Below are 17,248 nucleotides of genomic sequence, written 5' to 3'. Positions count from 1 at the left end.
TGTCTGCTCACATCGTCACGGCGATGTACTTCGCCTCCATGAACTCGGCTATGCCGTGCTTCTGGCCGCCTTCTCGCCCCAACCCGCTCTGCTTGACGCCGCCGAATGGCGCGGCCGGATCCGACATGAGGCCGCGATTGAGCGCGATCATGCCGGACTCGATCTTCGATGCCACGCGCATGCCTTTTGCAAGATCACGTGTGTAGATATAGGCGGCGAGGCCGTATTCGGTATCGTTCGCTTTTGCGATGACCTCCGCCTCACCTTCGAAGCGGCTGATCGGTGCCACGGGACCAAATATCTCCTCATGCGCCATGAGCGCGTCGGCAGGCACATCGCAGAGCACGGTCGGCGGATAGAAGTAGCCTCGGCCTTCAGAAATCGCGCCGCCGCACAGAACTTTCGCGCCGCGGGCAATCGCGTCTTGGACGAGCCGGTCGATCTTGTCCACGGCCTTCCTTGTGATCATCGGACCACACTCGGTGTCGGATTCGGTGCCCGGGCCGACATTGAGCGCCGCCATGCGCTCGCGCAGTCCTTCCGCAAAAGCGTCGTGGATGCCGGCCTGCACGTAGAGCCGATTGGCAGCCGTGCAAGCCTCACCCGCGTTGCGCATCTTGGCGATCATCGCGCCGTCAAGAGCCGCCTCCAGGTCGGCGTCATCGAAGACGATGAATGGAGCATTGCCGCCAAGCTCCATCGAGCAGGAGATGACATGTTTGGCCGCTTCGGCAAGAAGCACCCGGCCGACGCCGGTTGAACCGGTGAAGGATAGCTTGCGCGCGCGAGGATCGGCCAGCATGGCCGATGTTACCGGGCCTGGATTCGAGGTGGTGATGACGTTGACGACGCCGGGCGGCACTCCGGCTTCCTCGTAGAGCGCGGCAAGCGCGTAAGCCGTCAGAGGCGTCTCGCTGGCCGGCTTGAGGATCACGGTGCAGCCGGCTGCGAGGGCGGGAGCGATCTTACGCGTGGCCATGGCCGCGGGAAAATTCCAGGGCGTTATAAGCACGCAGATGCCGATGGGCTGGTAGTCGACGACAATCCGGTTGGTGCCCGATGGCGACAGGCCGAATTCGCCGCTGATGCGCACCGCCTCCTCAGCGTTCCAGCGGAAGAACTCGGCCGCATAGGCGACTTCGCCGCGCGCGTCCCGCAGGGCCTTGCCATTCTCCAGGGCGATCAGCGCAGCCAGCGTCTCTGCCCGTTCGGTCATCAGCTCGAAGCAACGCCGCAGGATCTCGGATCGCCTGCGCGGCGGCGTCTCGCGCCAACCCGATGCTGCCGCCGCAGCCGCATCGACCGCGGCCCCGGCGTCGGCCAGCGTCGCATCGGGGACGGCGGCGATTACTGCTTCCGTCGAGGGATCGACCACTTCTATGACGCGGCCGTCGGATGACGAGCGCCACTTACCGCCGATGTAAAGACCGTGCGAAAAGGTGGTGTAGTCGGACATGTCGGAATCTTGGTCAAATGAGTCTGGAGAGATGTTCATAGTTTCGAATTCCTCCGTCACATCGCGTTGGCGGCCATGTCGCCCTCATACGCGGCTCGGATCAAGTTTCGCATCGCCGCGATGTCGAATGGACGGGGATTGTTCTTGATCAACCTGTCTATTCCGAGCGCCTGCTCGGCCGTCCAGTCGATCTTATCCGCAGGAAGGCCGAGTTCGGACAATGTCCGTGTGATGCCTATCGCGGCGAACAGCCGGGCGATTTCATCGATGGTCGCCTCCGCCAGGGCGGCGGCATTGCCGTTGTGGCCGGCCAAACCGAGGGCTGAGCCGATCTCGGCTATCTCCGCTGTCGCGGCGGCAAGGTTATAGCGCATGACGTAAGGAAGCATTGTGGCGACGCCCAACCCGTGCGGCGTGTGGGTGAGCGCGCCGACCGGATACTGCACGGCGTGGGCAGCAGCCGTTCCCGCGGTGCCGAAGGCGCAGCCGGCGGCCAACGCCCCCATCATGACATCCGCGCGTGCGTCCTCGTTGGAACCATCGCGGCAGGCTGCTTCGAGGCTGCGGCCGAGGAGTCTGATCGCCAGCAGTGCGAAATGGTCGGTCATCGCGCTTTTGCCGATGAACACATGTCTTTGCGGCAGGTCGGGGTCGGTGCCTCGCTTGGCGGCAGTGAAGGCTTCGATCGCATGTGTGAGTGCGTCGGCGCCGGCAATGGCTGTCAATGATGGGGGACAACTCGCTGTCAGGTCCGGGTCGCACAGCGCAACCGCGGCGATGAGATGCGGGCTGGAGATGCCGACCTTGAGTGTCCGCTCCGGATCGGAGATCACCGCGACGGGAGTGACTTCGGAGCCGGTGCCGGCCGTGGTCGGCACTGCGATAAGGGGAAGGGCAGGGCCCGGCACCTTGAACTCTCCATAGTAGTCCTGGAGCTTGCCGCCATAGCTGATGAGCAGCCCGGCGCATTTTGCCATATCGAGGCAACTGCCGCCGCCGATGCCGATCACCATGTCCGGCCTGAACCCCTTCGCCTCTGCGATACAGGCGCCCACGCTGTCGCGCGGCACATCAGGCAAGGTGCGGTCGTAGACGAGCGTGTCGATCCGGGCAGCTTTTAACCCATCGAGCATCTCGATGAACTCGGACGTTCCGGCGAGCCGTTCGTCGGTGCAGATGAATGCACGCCGGCCATATCGGCCGGCAATGGCAGGCAGCGCATGGCGCTGACCTTTGCCGAAGAGAATTTCGCGGGGCAGGCGCGCGGCTGCAAAAAGGGTCATGGACCGAGATCTTTCGAAAGAGACTGATGGAACAGCGTCGTGTTCATCGGTGGGGCCTTGAGTTCTGAGACCGGGGCTTTGTCGGCTTTCCTGCCAGCGTCGTTGAATGCGGGCGATAGGGGTTCCTAGCCCGCACCTTCACATCTCACATCCTCTATAAAATCGTATAGGATATCCTATTGAATTGGCCGGAGCATCATGTTAGGGCTTACTCCTGTCAAGAGGTAACAGATGGAAAATCCCGACCTGACGGTTGAAGCTGAAGCTCGCCCAAGCGGCCGCATCCAGCGCGCCAACAGCTTGGCGGGCGATGTTTACGAAGCAATCTTCGCGCAATTGATGTCGCTGAAGATTCCGCCAGGATCGCGCATTACCGTCGATAATCTTGTCAGGGAATTCGACGTTTCACACACGCCTATCCGCGAAGCGCTCGGGCGGTTGGAAGGCGAAGGCCTGGTGGTAAAGACCCATTTGATCGGCTATCGCGCGGCCCCGCAGATCACTCGGCGCCGGTTCGACGAGCTCTACGAACTGCGTCTCCTGCTTGAGCCCGCCGCTGCGGCAAAGGCCACGGCAACGCTCGACGAGGAGCGCCTCACGGCGTTGCGGGAAGCGGCAGGCGTGATGGCCCGGCGGGTGGGGAAGGACGAGCGTCTGCGGTATTCCAACTTCGCGCGGCAGGATGCGATCTTTCACGACAAGATCATGGAATTCGCGCAGAACGAGCTCATTCGCGAGACGCTGAACCATCAGCATACCCACTTCCATATCTTCCGCCTGATGTACCATTCGCGGGTCACTGAAGAAGCGTTGGATGAGCACGAGGCGATTCTCGCCGCGTTCGCTGCAGGCGACGCGAGCGGCGCCGCGGATGCGATGCGCGTTCACATCGAGAATTCGCGGGACCGGCTCCTGCCTGCCTTCGAGTGACAGGTTCCTATGGCCATCGCCGCCCCCAATCAAAGAGGACAAATCATGCCAGCCAAAAAAATCCTGATGCTGACCGGTGAGTTCACCGAGGAATACGAAATTTTCGTCTATCAACAGGCCATGGAGGCGGTCGGCCACACGGTTCATGTGGTCTGCCCCGACAAGAAGGCCGGCGACGTGATCAAGACGTCATTGCACGACTTCGAGGGCGACCAGACCTATACCGAGAAGCTTGGCCATTATGCGTTGATCAACAAGACATTTTCCGATGCGGAAAGGCAGCTTGATCAGTACGACGCCGTCTATTGCGCCGGCGGCCGCGGACCGGAATATATCCGCACGGACAAGCGCGTTCAGGCAATGGTGCGCCATTTCCATGAAACCAAGAAGCCGATCTTCACAATCTGCCACGGCGTGCAGATTCTGATCGCGGTCGACGGCGTCGTGCGCGGCAAGAAGGTCGGAGCTTTGGCGGCCTGCGAGCCAGAAGTGACGCTCGCCGGCGGCACTTACATCGACCTGTCGCCAACCGAAGCCTATGTCGATGGCACGATGGTTTCGGCCAAAGGCTGGACCGCGCTCGCGGCCTTCATCCGGGAATGCCTGAAAGTGCTCGGCACGGAAATCCGGCACGGCTAGAATTTGGCGGCGCGCAGAAAATACTTGGAGCGGAAGGCGGCCGAAATGAAGCCGCATCGCTCCAAGTACACAATGGCTGCCATCTTTCGCCGGCCCGCTAACGCCTTGTTTTGCGCCACTCCTCGTACTCTCCGCGGGCGTCGTCGTGCAGCGGGTAGTAGCGTTGCAGCGGAGCGCCCTGCATGAGCTTCTCCCGTGAAAATTCTTCCCAGTCGTGATGCTTCTGTGCCTCTTCGATGACCTTGGGGGCCATTGCGACGGGAACCACCACCGCCCCGTCGTCGTCGGCGACGATGATGTCGCCAGGGATCACCGTGACGCCGCCGCAGGCAATCGGGACGTTGACGGCATTGGGGTAGATGCTGGTCTGCACATGATAGTTTGGCGTCCAGCCGCGCAGCCATAGCGGCAGATCGAGCTTTTCGACGTTGGGCCGGTCGCGCATGCATCCATCGATGACGATGCCCGCGCCGCCTCTGCCCTTGAAATAGGTCGACATCATATCGCCGAAGACGCCCGAGCTCATGTCGCCGCGGGCGTCGACCACGACCACGTCGCCCTCCTGCGCGTGATAGAGCACATGCCGGTGCAGTTGCGTTTCCGGATCGGTATATTCTCCCTCGTCGAACAGGTCCGGCCGCTGCGGCAGGAACTGCAGCGTCAGCGCCGGTCCGACGATCGATTTGCCGTGGTTCTGCGCCACCGGGCCGACCATGTGAGGCTTGCGGAAGCCCATGTGGCCGAGCGTGCCGGCAACTGTGGCGGCGCCAATCTCCCTCAAGGCGTCGATCAGGTCCTTGGGCGGCCGCGTGATGTCAGGCGTATGCGTCATTGTCGGACTCCGGTTGGAATTGAACTACCAATTGGTGACGGAACCGTCGCGGCGCTTGAGGTGAGGCGCTTCCCAGAAACGGAAACTCTGCGCTTTGATCGCCTCCTCGTTGACCTCGACGCCCAGCCCCGGCAGATCGCTGACCGGATAATGGGGGCCGTCGAGCCTTGGCTGTATGGGGAAAAACTCGGAACTGTCGAAGCCCAGCTTTCGTTCGGGCGCCCTGGTTTCGAGCCAGGCGAAGTTGGGCACCGCAGCGGCGAGATGCACGGTCGCGGCGGTGCACACCGGACCGAGGGGATTGTGCGGCATCAGATCCACATAATGCGCCTCGCTCCAGCCGGCGACCTTCATCGCCTCGGTAAGCCCGCCGACATTGCACACATCGAGCCGATTGAATTGGTGGATGCCGCGCTCGATGTAGGGCAGGAACTGCCATTTGCTGGCAAATTCCTCGCCGATGGCGAAGGGGACATCGGTCATCCTGCGCAGGGACTCGTAGGCTTCCGGCGTCTCGTCCCGAATCGGCTCCTCGAGGAAATCAAGCACGCCGCGACCGAGCTTGTTGCAAAAGCTCGCCGCCTCTGCGACCGACAGCCGGTGATGGTAGTCGATGCCGAGCACCACGTCCTCGCCCAGCGCCTCGCGCGCCTTGTTCAGTATGCTCGCCGTAGCGCCGATCGACTCGCGCGGCTCGAATATGTCCTTGCTGCTTTGCCCGACGGGGAAGAAGCGGATCGCCTGCCAACCTTGGGCGCGCAGTTCTCGGGCTCGTTCGATGGCGACATCCCCCTCGGCCTCGTCTCCGGTCGAGGCGAAGGTTGGGATACGGTCGCGTTGCTTGCCGCCGAGCAGGTCATAGACCGGTACTCCCAGCGCCTTGCCCTTGATGTCATGAAGGGCGATGTCGATGGCGGATATCGCCGCCTGCAGAACACGCCCGCCTTCGAAATACTGGCTGCGATAGGCTTCCTGCCAGATCCGCCCGATCTGCATCGGGTCGCGGCCGACGAGAAACTCGCGATAATGCTCGATCGCGCCGGTCACGGCCTTCTCGCGGCCGCTCAGGCCGCTCTCGCCCCAGCCGAAGATGCCCTGGTCGGTCTCGACCTTGACAAGCATCTGGTTGCGCGTTCCCACCCACGCCGGATAGGGCTTGATCGCGGTGATCCTCATCTTCGTAGTCATCCCCGCCCAGGTTCCACGCGTGCCCGCCCGCGTCAGCTGGCCCTGAGGGCCATTTCGGTTTCGCCGTCGAACAGGTGCATGCGCTCCTGGTCGAACTCGAGCCAGATCTGCTCGTCAGGCGCGACGGCGATGTTGGGCGAAACGCTGATATTGACGATGGCGCCGGAGAGGAAAGCCTGCACGAAGGTGACGTCCCCGGTCGGTTCCACCGTATAGGCCTTGGCCGGAATGGCGCCGGGGACCGCGTTCTTGTGCAGCTTGATCGTCGAATGGCGTGCGCCGAGCACGATCTTCCTGGAGGTGGCTCCTTGGATCTTGCGCGCGTTGGCTTGCGACAGCGCGAGGGTCCAGCCCTCCGCGCTGGTCAGGACCGCATCGCCGTTTGCGGTGGATGCTTCCAGCGGAATTAGGCTCATTGCCGGGCTGCCCACGAAGCTTGCGACGAACATGTTCACGGGGTGCGCGAAAACCTGCGCCGGCGAATCATATTGCTGCAGGTAGCCGCCGTTCATCACGGCCATCCTGTCCGCCATGGTGACGGCCTCCAGCTGGTCGTGCGTCACATAGATGATCGTCGCCTTCAGGTCCTGATGGAACCGCTTGATCTCGGACCGCATCTGCACGCGCAGCTTTGCGTCCAGATTGGAGAGCGGTTCGTCCATTAGGAACACGGCCGGATCCCGAACGAGGGCCCGGCCCAGCGCCACGCGCTGCTGTTGCCCGCCCGAAAGTTCGCGCGGCTTGCGCTCGAGCAGCTGCGTCATGTCGAGCACGCGCGCCGCTTCCCTGACCTTCCTGTCGATCTCGTCCCGGGGCAGCTTGCGCATCTGCAGCGGGAAGGCGAGGTTCATATAGACCGACTTCTGCGGATAGAGGGCGTAGTTCTGGAACACCATCGCGATGTCCCGATCCTTGGGGTCGAGGTCGTTGACCACCCGGTCGCCGATGACGATGTCGCCCGATGTGACGGTGGTCAGGCCTGCGACGAGGTTGAGCGTGGTTGTCTTGCCGCAGCCCGAAGGACCGACAAGCGCGACGAACTCGCCGTCATTGACCGTTAGCGACACCTCGTTGACGGCTTTGAAGCTGCCATAGGTCTTGACGAGATCTTTGAGGACCACGTGGGCCATCGGCAACTCCCTAGTGTTTGACCGCGCCTTCTGTCAGGGCGCGTACGAAGTAGCGTTGCAGGAGGAGGAACAGCACCACGACGGGCACGCTCATCATGAAGCTGGCGGCCATCAGGCCCGGAAAGTCGGTCGTGTTCTCCGAGAAGAAGCGCTGGATGCCGACAGGCAGTGTCAGCTGCTCGTTCTTGGAGAGGAAGGTGTAGGCGTAGATGTACTCGTTCCACGCGCCGATGAAGGAATAGATCGCGGTGGCGATGATTCCTGGCGCCGAGAGCGGCATCACGATCAAGATGAAGGCCTGGAACCGCGTCGCCCCGTCGATCCGCGCGGCCTGCTCGAGCTGCACCGGGATGTTGTCGTAAAAGCCCTTGAGCAGCCAGATCGCCAGCGGCAGCCCGAAGGTGAGGTAGGTGAGAACGAGCGATCCATGCGTGTTCACCAGCCCGATCGCGCGCATCAGGATGAAGAGCGGCACGAGAAAGATCACCGCCGGGAACATATTGCGCAGCAGCACGGCGAAGAACAGGAAGTTCCGGCCCGGGAAGGTGAAGCGCGAAAACGCATAGGCCGCGGGAACCGCCACGATCACCGAAAGGATCGTCGTGGCGGTCGAGACGAAAAGGCTGTTCCAGAAGAAGCGCAGGAAGTCCTGGCCGACGCTGTTTTGCGGATCGAGCAGTTTTTGGTAGCTGTCAAGGGTAGGCTGGTCGGGCCACCATTGCGGCGGAAGTTGCATTGCCGCGAAGCCGGACTTGATCGAGGTGAGCAGCATCCAGACCATCGGCAGCGCGGTGTAAAGCAGCATGAACACCAGGAAGATACGCCCGCCCCACCGCCATCCGTCGACGCGCACGCCGCGACGGGTCTGGCCTCGAGAGCTTGTCTCGGCAATCGTGCTCATGCGTTTGCCTCTCTCCGCTCGTTGCCGTTGAGCGCGCGGACATAGAAGTAGCCAAGCGTCATCAGGATCAGGAACAGGAGCACGGAGTAGGCCGCCGCCACCCCCCAGCGCTGCCGACCGAAGGCGAGCTCATAAATGTGAGTGATCCAGATATGCGATGCGTTCGACGGCCCGCCGCCGGTCATGATCCAGGGGATGATGAAGGAATTGAAGTTGGCGACCGCCAGAAGCAGGATCGTCACCGTCGAGACGTTTCTCAGATGCGGGAAGGTGACGTGCCAGAAGCGCTGCCACGCATTGGCGCCGTCGACTTTCGCGGCGCGCAGCAGCTGGTCGGGGACAGTCTGCAGGCCGGCCATCATCATGATCATGGCGAATGGAAACTCGCGCCAGATATTGACGACGATGAGGGAGGGCAGCACCGTGCTGACGCTGTCGATGAAATTGGGCGGCCGGTCGGCCAATCCGAGCTCGACCAGCACCGCGCCGATGATCCCGAAATCGGAATGGTAGATCCACTTCCAGATATAGGAGGCGGCGACCGCGCTGATGACCCAGGGGATGATCAGGATGGCGCGCAGGACACCGCGGCCGATGAAGTCGCGGTGCAGCGCCAGCGCGGTGGCGAATCCCAGGACAAAGGAGATGAAGGTGGAAGCAAATGTCCAGACCAGGGTGTTCAAGGTGACTTGCCAGAACACCTGACTTGTCAGGATGGCTGTGTAATTGTTGAAGCCGACGAAGATCTTGTCGCGGAGCTGCAGGCCAGGCGGCGTGTTGAAGAACGACAGCTCGATCGTGTAGTAGATCGGATAGGCGATGACGACGAGCATAACGGCGATCGCCGGAAGCACATACGCGTAATCGGCGCGATGCTGCCAGATCTTCCGCGGCAGCCCCGACCAGCCGGATTGCAATCTTAGGCGAGCCTCGGTCTTGCCGCTCACGATCGTCACTTTGGCGTGCCCTTGTTGTTCGGAACAACCGGCTGCGTCGTCGGCGCGGCCGGTGAGATCGCGGGTCAGGCTTCGGCTAGAGCCGGATGATTTCAGGTCGAATCGACCTGAAATCTGAATCCGTCTCGAAATCAGAGAGATAGAGCATGATGTCGTCCGAAAACCGCTTCACACTTTTCGGTATCATGCTCTAGAGTCCGCCGCCCATCAGGTCTTTTACCTTCTTGGCCGCGTCCTCCGCCGCCTGGTCGACCGTCATCGCTCCGGTAAGGGCATTCTGCAGCATGTCCGGGATGATGATGTTCATGATCTCGGGAGACTGCGGCAGTGCCGGGAACGGGATGCCGTATGGCAGCATCGAGGTCGTGACATCGAGGAATTTGATGCTGTCCAGACGCTCCTTCATCCATTTGGTCTTGAAGCCATTGAGGTTGCCGGGATTCGAGCCGGCATAGGCCATCTTCAGCGACCATTCGGGGCTCGTCCACATGCAGATGATGGCCTTCGCGGCCGGCTCGTCCACCTTGCCGCCCTCGACATATTCGGGCTTCAGTATGTGGATGTTCGAGCCGCCGAAAACGACCGCGCGCTTGCCGTCGGGGCCCGTCGGAATCAACCCGTAGCGCATATTGTCGATCACCGTCTGCGCCTTGTCCTTGTCGGTGCCCGTCGCCTTCTTCTGCAGGTCGAGCATGACGTTGTAGTCGGACGGATGCGAGATCATCATGCCGAGCTGGCCGGCGAGGAACAGGGGCTGGTTATCGGCCTGCTGGTTGGTGAGCGCCGAGACCGGAACCGACTTGTCGCGAACATACATATCGTAGGAGGCTTGCAATGCGGCCTTGCTCTGCGGGCTGTTAAGCTCGATTTCCTTATAGGTCGGGTTCGCTGAGGCTTCGTCGAAGACGCCGCCGCCATAGGCCCATAGCTGCGGCATGAAACGGTACGGCGTATTGCCGGCATTCTTGCGCGCCACCAGGCCGTAACCGGCAATGCCGAGCTTGTCGTGGATTTGTTTGGAATATTTGACGACATCGTCCCAGGTTGCCGGGGGCTTGTCCGGATCGAGGCCGGCGCGCTTGAAGATGTCGGCGTTCCAGATGAACGCCATCGTCTCGTTATTGGTCGGAATGCCGTAGGTCACGCCGTCCCAGGTAACGGCCTTCATGGCGCCGGGCCAGAAATCCTCGGTCGAATACCCCACATCCTCGGGCTTGAGCGGCTGCAAATATCCCTTCGAGGCGAACTCAGTGCCGCCCAGGATTTGCAGGCGCACAGCCATCGGTGCCGCATTGCCGAGCAGCGCGGTGCGGAACTTGTCGAGGAGGTCGTTATAGGTGAGAGCCTGATCCTCGAGCTGGATGTTCGGATAGGTCTTGCGGAAGGTTGCGAAGAAATCCTTGTAGTACTGGCGCAAAAGGTCCGGGTCGCCCTCGAACACGCCCTGGTACCAGAAAGTCAGTCGCCCCTTGTAGTCGAGCGGCGTGACCTTGGCGCAATCGCCTGCGGTGTCGAAATCCTGCGTACCCGCAATGGAGCGCACATATTCCGGCGACCATTTGCTCAGGTCTACCGGCGGCGCAGCCAGCGCCGGTGCCGACATCAACGATGCCGTTAAAGCAGTGGAGACAGCGCCGCGCAGCACGGCACCGCCGAGTGTGATCCTCCTCATAGGTCTCCTCCAGGTTTCTCCCATGCCGCTCTGCGTCGAGGCAAGCGGTCCTTGCTGGTTCGACCGCGGGGATATCTCTCCGCCCTAATGTATCCCTTCGATCGTTTTATACGTTTTCAGATCGCGGATTTCCTGTCAACGCGCCAAATCGTACATTGTTTGGAGAAACTTTGCGTGATAATCGGACAGGGTGTGTACAAATCGGGGAGCCGACCTTGGCCGAAACGAGCGACTTCAAAGCCAAGCCACCTGGGGGGATCGATCCGATCGGAGCCTCCAGCGAGGGTGCCTCGGTTTACGAACTGATCAGGGAAGACATCATCGAGGGTCGGCTGGCCGCCAATGAACGGCTCGTGGTCACCGATCTCGCGCGGCGTCACGGCACCTCGACCAATCCCGTGCGCGAGGCCCTGCAGCTGCTGCGAGGCGAGGGCTTCGTCATCTTTACCCCCAACCGCGGGGCGCGCGTCCGGCCCATAGACCAGGAATTTGTCCGCGATATCTACGAGATCGGCGTTCTGATCGAGCCGGCCCTGACGCGATGGTTTGTGAACATGGCCACCGTGGAGGACATCGCCGAGCTCGAACGCATCCAAGGCCTGATCGAAGAGAACAACTTTGCCGACACATTCAGGCATAGCGAGCTGGATACCGCCTTCCACACCGTGATGTACCAGCGGCACTACAACCGCCATGCCGCCGAGCTCTGGTGGAAGCATCGCGAAGTGCTGCGAGCCGTGAGCCGGCGTTTCAATTTCACCCTCGCGCGACGCGCCGCGATCATGCGCGAACATCGCGAGCTCATCGCGCATGTAAAAGCCGGAAATGCCGACGAGGCGGCCGAACTGGTGGCACGCCACGTCGAGGGCTCCGGCCGGCACATCCTCGAACACATGCGTGCCCGTAACGCCGCACGGGCCGGATAGAACTCCGGTCCGCAACATCGTCAACCTGGCCATTCAGACAAGGATAGTTGAGATGAAAATCACGAGCGTCCGGCCGTGGCTGATCAAGTCCGATGCTTCTTACTGGGGAGAGTTCCTGTTCGTCGAAGTGACGACCGACGAGGGGGTGAGTGGCTGGGGGGAGATCACCACCACGACAAAGCTCGCCAACCGCGCGCTCTGCACGATCCTGCGACAGATCGGCGCCGCCGTGGCAGGCGAGGATCCGGCGCGTATCGAGTATCTCTGGCACAAGATTTTCCGCAGCTTCACTTATATGGGCAGCCGCGGCGCCGCTGTCGAATGCGTGAGCGCCATCGACATAGCCCTCTGGGATATCCGCGGCAAAGTCCTCGGTAAGCCGATCTACGAGCTGCTGGGCGGGCCGGTGCGCGATGAAATCGCGCTCTACACCCACCCCAACCAGGCTAAATTCACCAGCAAGGAGGCCGTCGTCCGCGAAATTCGCGATATCGTCGAATCCGGGCACACCGGGCTCAAGTTCGATCCTTTCCCCCACCAGGGCCGCAGCGTTGACGGGGTGCCCCGCGAAAGGCGGGACGGCTATCTCGACGGCGGCATGACCCGCAAGGACGAACGCGAAGCGGCCGAGCTCACCGCTCTCATCCGCGAGACGGCGGGGCCCGATGTCGACATCCTCATCGACGCGCATGGGCGCTTCGATGTTCCGACCGCCATCCGGCTTTGCCGGAGCCTCGAAGAAGCCGGCCAGATCGACTGGTTCGAGGAGCCTTGCCCGCCCGAGAGCCTCAACGCTCTCAAGCAGGTGCGTGAGAAGGTCAGCGCCGCCATCTCGTGGGGCGAGCGCGGCCACACGAAATGGGATTTCGTGCCGGTGCTGGAGAGCAAGCTCGCCGACTACATCATGCCCGACGTCACCTGGACCGGCGGCATTACCGAGCTGAAGAAGATTTCCGCTCTGTGCGAAGCCTACTATGTTCCCGTCTCGCCGCATGACGCCGCCGGGCCGATCAACGTGATCGCAGGAGCGCAAGTGATGATGACTGTTCCCAACTTCTACAAACTGGAAACGTCCGAGTGGAATCTCTCCAAATACGATCACCTCATCGACAAACCGCTCGACGTTTCGAACGGCAACCTCAGGCTGACGACGAAGCCGGGCCTCGGTGTCGAGATGAATCGCGACTACTTGCAAGCACACGAGATCGAGCTGGTCTAGCACTGCTTGAAGCAGGACCGGCGGGCGGGGCGGCAGGTCACTCCGAGCAGAACGAGGACAAATCATGCCAAAGACGGATGGAGCCGACGAGGCTCTCAATCGGGTCAACATAAATTCCAGGCCGTCCGACCTGCGCATCACCGATATGCGGGTGGCCGAAATCGTCGGCGCGCCGTTCACCTCGGCGCTGCTCAAGATCTATACCAACCAGGGCATCGTCGGGCTTGGCGAGGTGCGCGACGGCGCCAGCGCCACCTATGCGCTGATGTTGAAGAGCCGGCTGCTCGGCGAAAATCCCTGCGATGTCGACCGCCTGTTCCGACGCATCAAACAGTTCGGCGGTCATGGGCGGCAGGGCGGTGGCGTGTCGGCGGTCGAGATCGCGCTATGGGACCTCGCCGGCAAGGCCTATGGCGTGCCGATCTACCAGATGCTGGGCGGCAGGTTTCGCGATCAGGTGCGCGTCTATTGCGATACCGACGCGGAGAAGCCGAGCGGCACCGAAACCGGCAAGCGCCTCAAGGCACGCATGGATCGCGGCTTCACTTTCCTCAAGATGGATCTCGGCTTGATGCAGATCGCCCATATTCCGGGCGCCGTGGTCGCGCCCGCCGGCGCGCTCGAAGGGTTTCACGCCAATCCGCGCGGCCGTGGCGGCACGCTCGAGGAGCGCAAGGCCCGCAACCTCGCTTACGATGCTCAGAACGTGCAGCACCCGTTTACGGGCCTGCACTTCACCGAAAAGGGGATAGACCTGCTCGAGCAGTACATCCATGAGGTTCGCGAGGTCATCGGCTACGAAATCCCTTTGGCCATCGACCATGTCGGCCACATCTCGCTGCAGGACGGCATACGCCTGTCGCGTCGCATCGAGAAATACGTCCCGGCCTGGCTCGAGGACGTCATTCCCTGGCAGTACACCGAGCAATACCGGCAGCTGCAGCAAGCGACCTCGGTGCCGATCTGCACCGGCGAGGACATCTACCTCAAGGAGGGCTTCGAACCCCTGCTCGCTAGCGGCCTTTCCGTTGTCCACCCGGACCTGCTCACCAGCGGCGGCATTCTCGAGACCAAGAAGATCGGTGACATGGCGCAGGACCACGGCGTCGCCATGGCGATTCACATGGCTGAAAGCCCGATCGCGGCGATGGCTGCGGCACATGTGGCGACGGCGACCGAAAACTTCATGGCGCTCGAATACCATTCCGCTGATGTCGACTGGTGGGATGATATCGTCACCGGCCTGCCCACGCCGCTCGTCAAGGACGGCTTCATCACCGTTCCGGACAAGCCGGGCCTGGGCATAGACGATGTGGTCGACGAGGTGATCAGCCAGCACCTGCAGCCCGGTGTCACGGAGATATGGCAATCCACCGAGCATTGGGACAATGAATATAGCTGGGACCGAATCTGGAGTTAGCCCGCCCCCTTGCCCTCATTCCCCCAGGCTCACAGGACCACCGACCGACCATTCGGTGTCGACCTCTCCCAAGGGAGAGGCGAAGAAAGAAACGGACGAAACCATGATCTACGAACTGCGCATCTATGCCTGCCTGCCGGGCAGGCTGCAGGCTTTGCTCAAGCGCTTTTCCGACCAAACGCTGGCCATCTGGGAGAGGCATGGCATCCGCCAAGCCGGGTTTTTCACCACAGCGATCGGCGAAAACAGCAATCGCCTCACCTATTTCCTCGCCTGGGAATCGCTGGCCGAGCGCGAGGCGAAATGGGCGGCTTTCGTCACCGATCCGGCATGGCACAGGGCCCGGGACGAGTCTGAGCGCGACGGGCAGATCATTGCCAATATCAGCAGCCAGCTGCTCACGCCGACAGCTTTCTCGTCTGTGAAGTAGGACTGCGCCATGAAGATCACCGATCTGCGCTGCGCCGTCATCGGCAAGCATCCGATCGTGCGCATCGTGACCGACGAAGGTCTTTACGGCCTTGGCGAAGTCGAGTTCACAAAGACCTATCTCAAGCCCTTTGTGCTGCATTTCCGCGAGGCGCTGATCGGCGAGGATCCGACCGACGTCGAGCGGGTGATGCTGAAGATTCGCCAGCGCGGCTCCTTCAAGCCCTATGGCGCGGGGGTCAGCGCCATCGAGCATGCGCTGTGGGACATTGCCGGCAAGGCCGCGGGCGTTCCGGTCTACAAGCTGCTCGGCGGCAAGGTGCGCGACAAGGTGCGCGTCTATAACGGCTCGATCCGGCGCAAGCGGACGGCGACCGGCCTGAGGATTACGCTGCAGACGTCAAATGGATGATGGAGCAGCCGCAGAACTTTTTCATGGTCAAGCAGGGTATCTCGTTCCACTCCAATATGAAGGACAGCGTCGAGGGCTTTCACTACGGCGTGACGCAGAAGAAGGCCGGCTATCACGGCGCGATGGATCAGGGCGTCATCAGCGAGCGCGGTTTCAATCACATGCTCGACTGCGTAATCGCGATGAAGGAAGTGCTGGGCGACAAGGTGAGCCTGGCGCTCGACTGCGGCCCGGGCTGGATGCTGCCCGATGCCATCAAATTCGCTCGCGCGGTCGAGAGGTATAATTTGATGTGGCTGGAGGATATGCTGACCGGCGACTATGTGCCGTGGGTCAATCCGCAGGCCTATCGGGAGCTGACCACTTCCACCTCGACGCCGATCCATACCGGCGAGCAGATCTATCTGCGGCATAATTTCAAGGAGTTGATCGAGACGCAGGCGGTGCGCGTCATCGGCCCCGATCCGGCCGATATCGGCGGCATCGCCGAGCTCAAATGGGTGGCCGAGCACGCTTACATGCACTCGATCTTGATGGCGCCGCACGGCACGGCAAACGGCCTGCTCGGCCTCGGCGCGCTGATCAATGTCTGCGCGACCTTGCCCGCCAATTACATCGCCTTCGAATATCCAAGCGCCTCAGACCCGTGGTGGGAAGACCTTGTGATCGGCCTGCCGCCGCAGATCGTGAAGGACAGCATGGTGGATCTGCTGGAAGCACCGGGACTGGGGCTCGATATCGATGCCGAAGCCGCCAGGAAGTATCTCAGGGAAGAGGATGCGGGCTTCTTCGACTGACTTACCCGCTGCCCATTTTTGAGCGACAAGCATACCCCGGCCTAGCAATCGCGTCTTCTCTTCGACGGGGCTGAACACCGGCGGCAGGAAATGATGCTGCAGCCCAAGCATGTCCATCACGTCGCCGACCACCGCGTCGAAGAGTTCTCATGGTCATTTCACGCCGATGCCGGCGGTCAGGCCGCCGTCTATCTTGTAGTCCGCGCCGGTGCAGAAGCTCGCCTTCGACGAGCACAGAAAGGCGATCAGTTCCGCCACTTCCTCGGGTTCGCCGATGCGGCCGAGCGGATGGGCCGCGCCGAAGCGCCTGTAGGCCTCCTCGACATCGGCATCGCTGCCGTTGTCGCCGCGCGCGGCCTTCTCGAGGATCGGTGTGCGGATCGAGCCGGGGCTGACCGAATTGACCCGGATACCGGCTGATGCGTAGTCGAGCGCCAGCGAACGCGTCAGCGTGTGGATGGCACCCTTGGTGGTGGCGTACGCAGCCACGTTCTGCTGGCAGGCGAAACCCTGCACCGAGGCGACATTGACGATGGCGCCGCCACCGCGCTTGATCATTTGCGGAATGCCGAAATGGGCGGTCAGATAGATCGAGCCGACATTGACCGTCATCGTCTTGTTCCAGGTCTCCCAGTCCGTCGTCATCGCGGTTCCATAGGGATGGACCGCCGCCGAATTGACGATCACGTCGAGGCCGCCGAAACGCTCGACGCCGGCCGCGATGGCATCGCGAACCTGGTCAGGCACGGAGACGTCGGTGTCCACGACCAGCGCGCCGGCCCCGGAGCTTTCCAACTCCGCTCTCATCGCCGCATTGGCCGAACGGTCGATGCCGCAGGCGACGATCGCAGCGCCCCCGGCGGCAAGACGCCTGGCGGTTGCGAGACCGATCCCGGTCGTTCCGGTCACCAGCGCGACCTTGCCGTCAAAATCCTTCATTGCTGAAACTCCTTTGGTCACGTCTCGGAAGCCGGTTCTTCAGGCAGGAACCGCAGGGCGAAATCGAGATGGCGGCTCATCAGATAGGCGTAAGCCAGCCTGTCGCGCGCGTATTTGAC

The 17,248-nt window shown here is 61.9% G+C and carries 15 protein-coding genes and 1 pseudogene; 7 read left to right on the top strand and 9 right to left on the bottom strand.

Annotated elements, in window-relative coordinates; genetic code table 11:
- Nucleotides 1–7: 7 nt before the first annotated feature.
- Nucleotides 8–1,456, bottom strand: a complete 1,449-nt coding sequence (locus tag O7A05_RS00315) for an NAD-dependent succinate-semialdehyde dehydrogenase (RefSeq protein ID WP_415926931.1) — start codon at nt 1,454–1,456, stop codon at nt 8–10.
- 56 nt (nt 1,457–1,512) lie between these two features.
- Nucleotides 1,513–2,739 carry an iron-containing alcohol dehydrogenase gene (locus O7A05_RS00310; RefSeq protein ID WP_337090957.1) on the bottom strand — a complete coding sequence of 409 codons (1,227 nt, stop codon included), beginning with the start codon at nt 2,737–2,739 and terminating at the stop codon, nt 1,513–1,515.
- A gap of 231 nt (nt 2,740–2,970) precedes the next feature.
- Between O7A05_RS00310 and O7A05_RS00305 the strand changes: the two genes are divergently transcribed.
- Nucleotides 2,971–3,669: a GntR family transcriptional regulator gene (locus tag O7A05_RS00305; RefSeq protein ID WP_337090956.1), complete on the top strand. Its 699-nt coding sequence runs from the start codon at nt 2,971–2,973 to the stop codon at nt 3,667–3,669.
- A gap of 45 nt (nt 3,670–3,714) precedes the next feature.
- Nucleotides 3,715–4,308, top strand: coding sequence for a DJ-1/PfpI family protein (locus O7A05_RS00300; RefSeq protein WP_224714868.1), 594 nt, complete (start codon nt 3,715–3,717; stop codon nt 4,306–4,308).
- 97 nt (nt 4,309–4,405) lie between these two features.
- Here the strand turns inward: O7A05_RS00300 and O7A05_RS00295 are convergent, their stop codons facing one another.
- The 6 genes from O7A05_RS00295 to O7A05_RS00270 all read right to left on the bottom strand — a co-directional run bounded on the left by O7A05_RS00295 (nt 4,406) and on the right by O7A05_RS00270 (nt 10,987).
- Nucleotides 4,406–5,140, bottom strand: a complete 735-nt coding sequence (locus tag O7A05_RS00295; protein ID WP_337090955.1) for a ribonuclease activity regulator RraA — start codon at nt 5,138–5,140, stop codon at nt 4,406–4,408.
- A gap of 24 nt (nt 5,141–5,164) precedes the next feature.
- The gene (locus tag O7A05_RS00290) at nt 5,165–6,328 is read right to left on the bottom strand and encodes a mandelate racemase/muconate lactonizing enzyme family protein (RefSeq protein WP_337090953.1); all 1,164 of its coding nucleotides are present in this window, start codon (nt 6,326–6,328) and stop codon (nt 5,165–5,167) included.
- Nucleotides 6,329–6,360: 32 nt separating this feature from the next.
- A complete protein-coding gene (locus O7A05_RS00285; protein WP_337090952.1) occupies nt 6,361–7,458 on the bottom strand; it encodes an ABC transporter ATP-binding protein in 1,098 nt (365 codons plus the stop codon).
- Between the two features lie 10 nt (nt 7,459–7,468).
- Nucleotides 7,469–8,359, bottom strand: coding sequence for a carbohydrate ABC transporter permease (locus tag O7A05_RS00280; RefSeq protein WP_337090951.1), 891 nt, complete (start codon nt 8,357–8,359; stop codon nt 7,469–7,471).
- Nucleotides 8,356–9,315: a carbohydrate ABC transporter permease gene (locus O7A05_RS00275; protein WP_337090949.1), complete on the bottom strand. Its 960-nt coding sequence runs from the start codon at nt 9,313–9,315 to the stop codon at nt 8,356–8,358. The genes O7A05_RS00280 and O7A05_RS00275 overlap by 4 nt, the downstream gene beginning before the upstream one ends.
- Before the next feature lie 190 nt (nt 9,316–9,505).
- Complete coding sequence (locus O7A05_RS00270; RefSeq protein WP_337090948.1) at nt 9,506–10,987, bottom strand: ABC transporter substrate-binding protein; 1,482 nt, start codon at nt 10,985–10,987, stop codon at nt 9,506–9,508.
- Between the two features lie 215 nt (nt 10,988–11,202).
- On the opposite strand from O7A05_RS00270, the gene O7A05_RS00265 reads away from it, so the two are divergent.
- The 5 genes and pseudogenes from O7A05_RS00265 to O7A05_RS00245 all read left to right on the top strand — a co-directional run bounded on the left by O7A05_RS00265 (nt 11,203) and on the right by O7A05_RS00245 (nt 16,190).
- Entirely contained in the window at nt 11,203–11,913 is a 711-nt protein-coding gene (locus tag O7A05_RS00265) for a GntR family transcriptional regulator (RefSeq protein ID WP_337090947.1), read from the top strand.
- Nucleotides 11,813–13,132 carry a mandelate racemase/muconate lactonizing enzyme family protein gene (locus O7A05_RS00260; protein WP_337090946.1) on the top strand — a complete coding sequence of 440 codons (1,320 nt, stop codon included), beginning with the start codon at nt 11,813–11,815 and terminating at the stop codon, nt 13,130–13,132. The genes O7A05_RS00265 and O7A05_RS00260 overlap by 101 nt, the downstream gene beginning before the upstream one ends.
- Before the next feature lie 64 nt (nt 13,133–13,196).
- A complete protein-coding gene (locus O7A05_RS00255) occupies nt 13,197–14,552 on the top strand; it encodes a mandelate racemase/muconate lactonizing enzyme family protein (RefSeq protein WP_337090945.1) in 1,356 nt (451 codons plus the stop codon).
- A 103-nt stretch (nt 14,553–14,655) separates the two neighbouring features.
- On the top strand, nt 14,656–14,982 hold the full coding sequence (locus O7A05_RS00250; RefSeq protein WP_337090944.1) for an NIPSNAP family protein: 327 nt from the start codon (nt 14,656–14,658) through the stop codon (nt 14,980–14,982).
- Nucleotides 14,983–14,991: 9 nt separating this feature from the next.
- A pseudogene (locus O7A05_RS00245) lies at nt 14,992–16,190 on the top strand (mandelate racemase/muconate lactonizing enzyme family protein).
- Between the two features lie 153 nt (nt 16,191–16,343).
- On the opposite strand, the gene O7A05_RS00240 reads toward O7A05_RS00245, so the two are convergent.
- On the bottom strand, nt 16,344–17,129 hold the full coding sequence (locus O7A05_RS00240; protein ID WP_337090943.1) for an SDR family NAD(P)-dependent oxidoreductase: 786 nt from the start codon (nt 17,127–17,129) through the stop codon (nt 16,344–16,346).
- Nucleotides 17,130–17,248 lie beyond the last annotated feature (119 nt).

The sequence above is a fragment of the Mesorhizobium argentiipisi (SeqCode) genome (genome assembly GCF_037179585.1).
GTDB lineage: Bacteria > Pseudomonadota > Alphaproteobacteria > Rhizobiales > Rhizobiaceae > Mesorhizobium > Mesorhizobium argentiipisi.
This window is presented reverse-complemented; position numbering and strand designations above follow the sequence as displayed.

What these genes read in the sequence shown, in the direction of transcription:
- O7A05_RS00310 (WP_337090957.1), bottom strand. Translation starts at nt 2,739, where the DNA reads ATGACCCTTTTTGCAGCCGCGCGCCTGCCCCGCGAAATTCTCTTCGGC.
- O7A05_RS00290 (WP_337090953.1), bottom strand. Translation starts at nt 6,328, where the DNA reads ATGACTACGAAGATGAGGATCACCGCGATCAAGCCCTATCCGGCGTGG.
- O7A05_RS00260 (WP_337090946.1), top strand. Translation starts at nt 11,813, where the DNA reads ATGCCGACGAGGCGGCCGAACTGGTGGCACGCCACGTCGAGGGCTCCG.
- O7A05_RS00270 (WP_337090948.1), bottom strand. Translation starts at nt 10,987, where the DNA reads ATGAGGAGGATCACACTCGGCGGTGCCGTGCTGCGCGGCGCTGTCTCC.
- O7A05_RS00300 (WP_224714868.1), top strand. Translation starts at nt 3,715, where the DNA reads ATGCCAGCCAAAAAAATCCTGATGCTGACCGGTGAGTTCACCGAGGAA.
- O7A05_RS00255 (WP_337090945.1), top strand. Translation starts at nt 13,197, where the DNA reads ATGCCAAAGACGGATGGAGCCGACGAGGCTCTCAATCGGGTCAACATA.
- O7A05_RS00305 (WP_337090956.1), top strand. Translation starts at nt 2,971, where the DNA reads ATGGAAAATCCCGACCTGACGGTTGAAGCTGAAGCTCGCCCAAGCGGC.
- O7A05_RS00240 (WP_337090943.1), bottom strand. Translation starts at nt 17,129, where the DNA reads ATGAAGGATTTTGACGGCAAGGTCGCGCTGGTGACCGGAACGACCGGG.
- O7A05_RS00280 (WP_337090951.1), bottom strand. Translation starts at nt 8,359, where the DNA reads ATGAGCACGATTGCCGAGACAAGCTCTCGAGGCCAGACCCGTCGCGGC.
- O7A05_RS00285 (WP_337090952.1), bottom strand. Translation starts at nt 7,458, where the DNA reads ATGGCCCACGTGGTCCTCAAAGATCTCGTCAAGACCTATGGCAGCTTC.
- O7A05_RS00250 (WP_337090944.1), top strand. Translation starts at nt 14,656, where the DNA reads ATGATCTACGAACTGCGCATCTATGCCTGCCTGCCGGGCAGGCTGCAG.
- O7A05_RS00295 (WP_337090955.1), bottom strand. Translation starts at nt 5,140, where the DNA reads ATGACGCATACGCCTGACATCACGCGGCCGCCCAAGGACCTGATCGAC.
- O7A05_RS00315 (WP_415926931.1), bottom strand. Translation starts at nt 1,456, where the DNA reads ATGTCCGACTACACCACCTTTTCGCACGGTCTTTACATCGGCGGTAAG.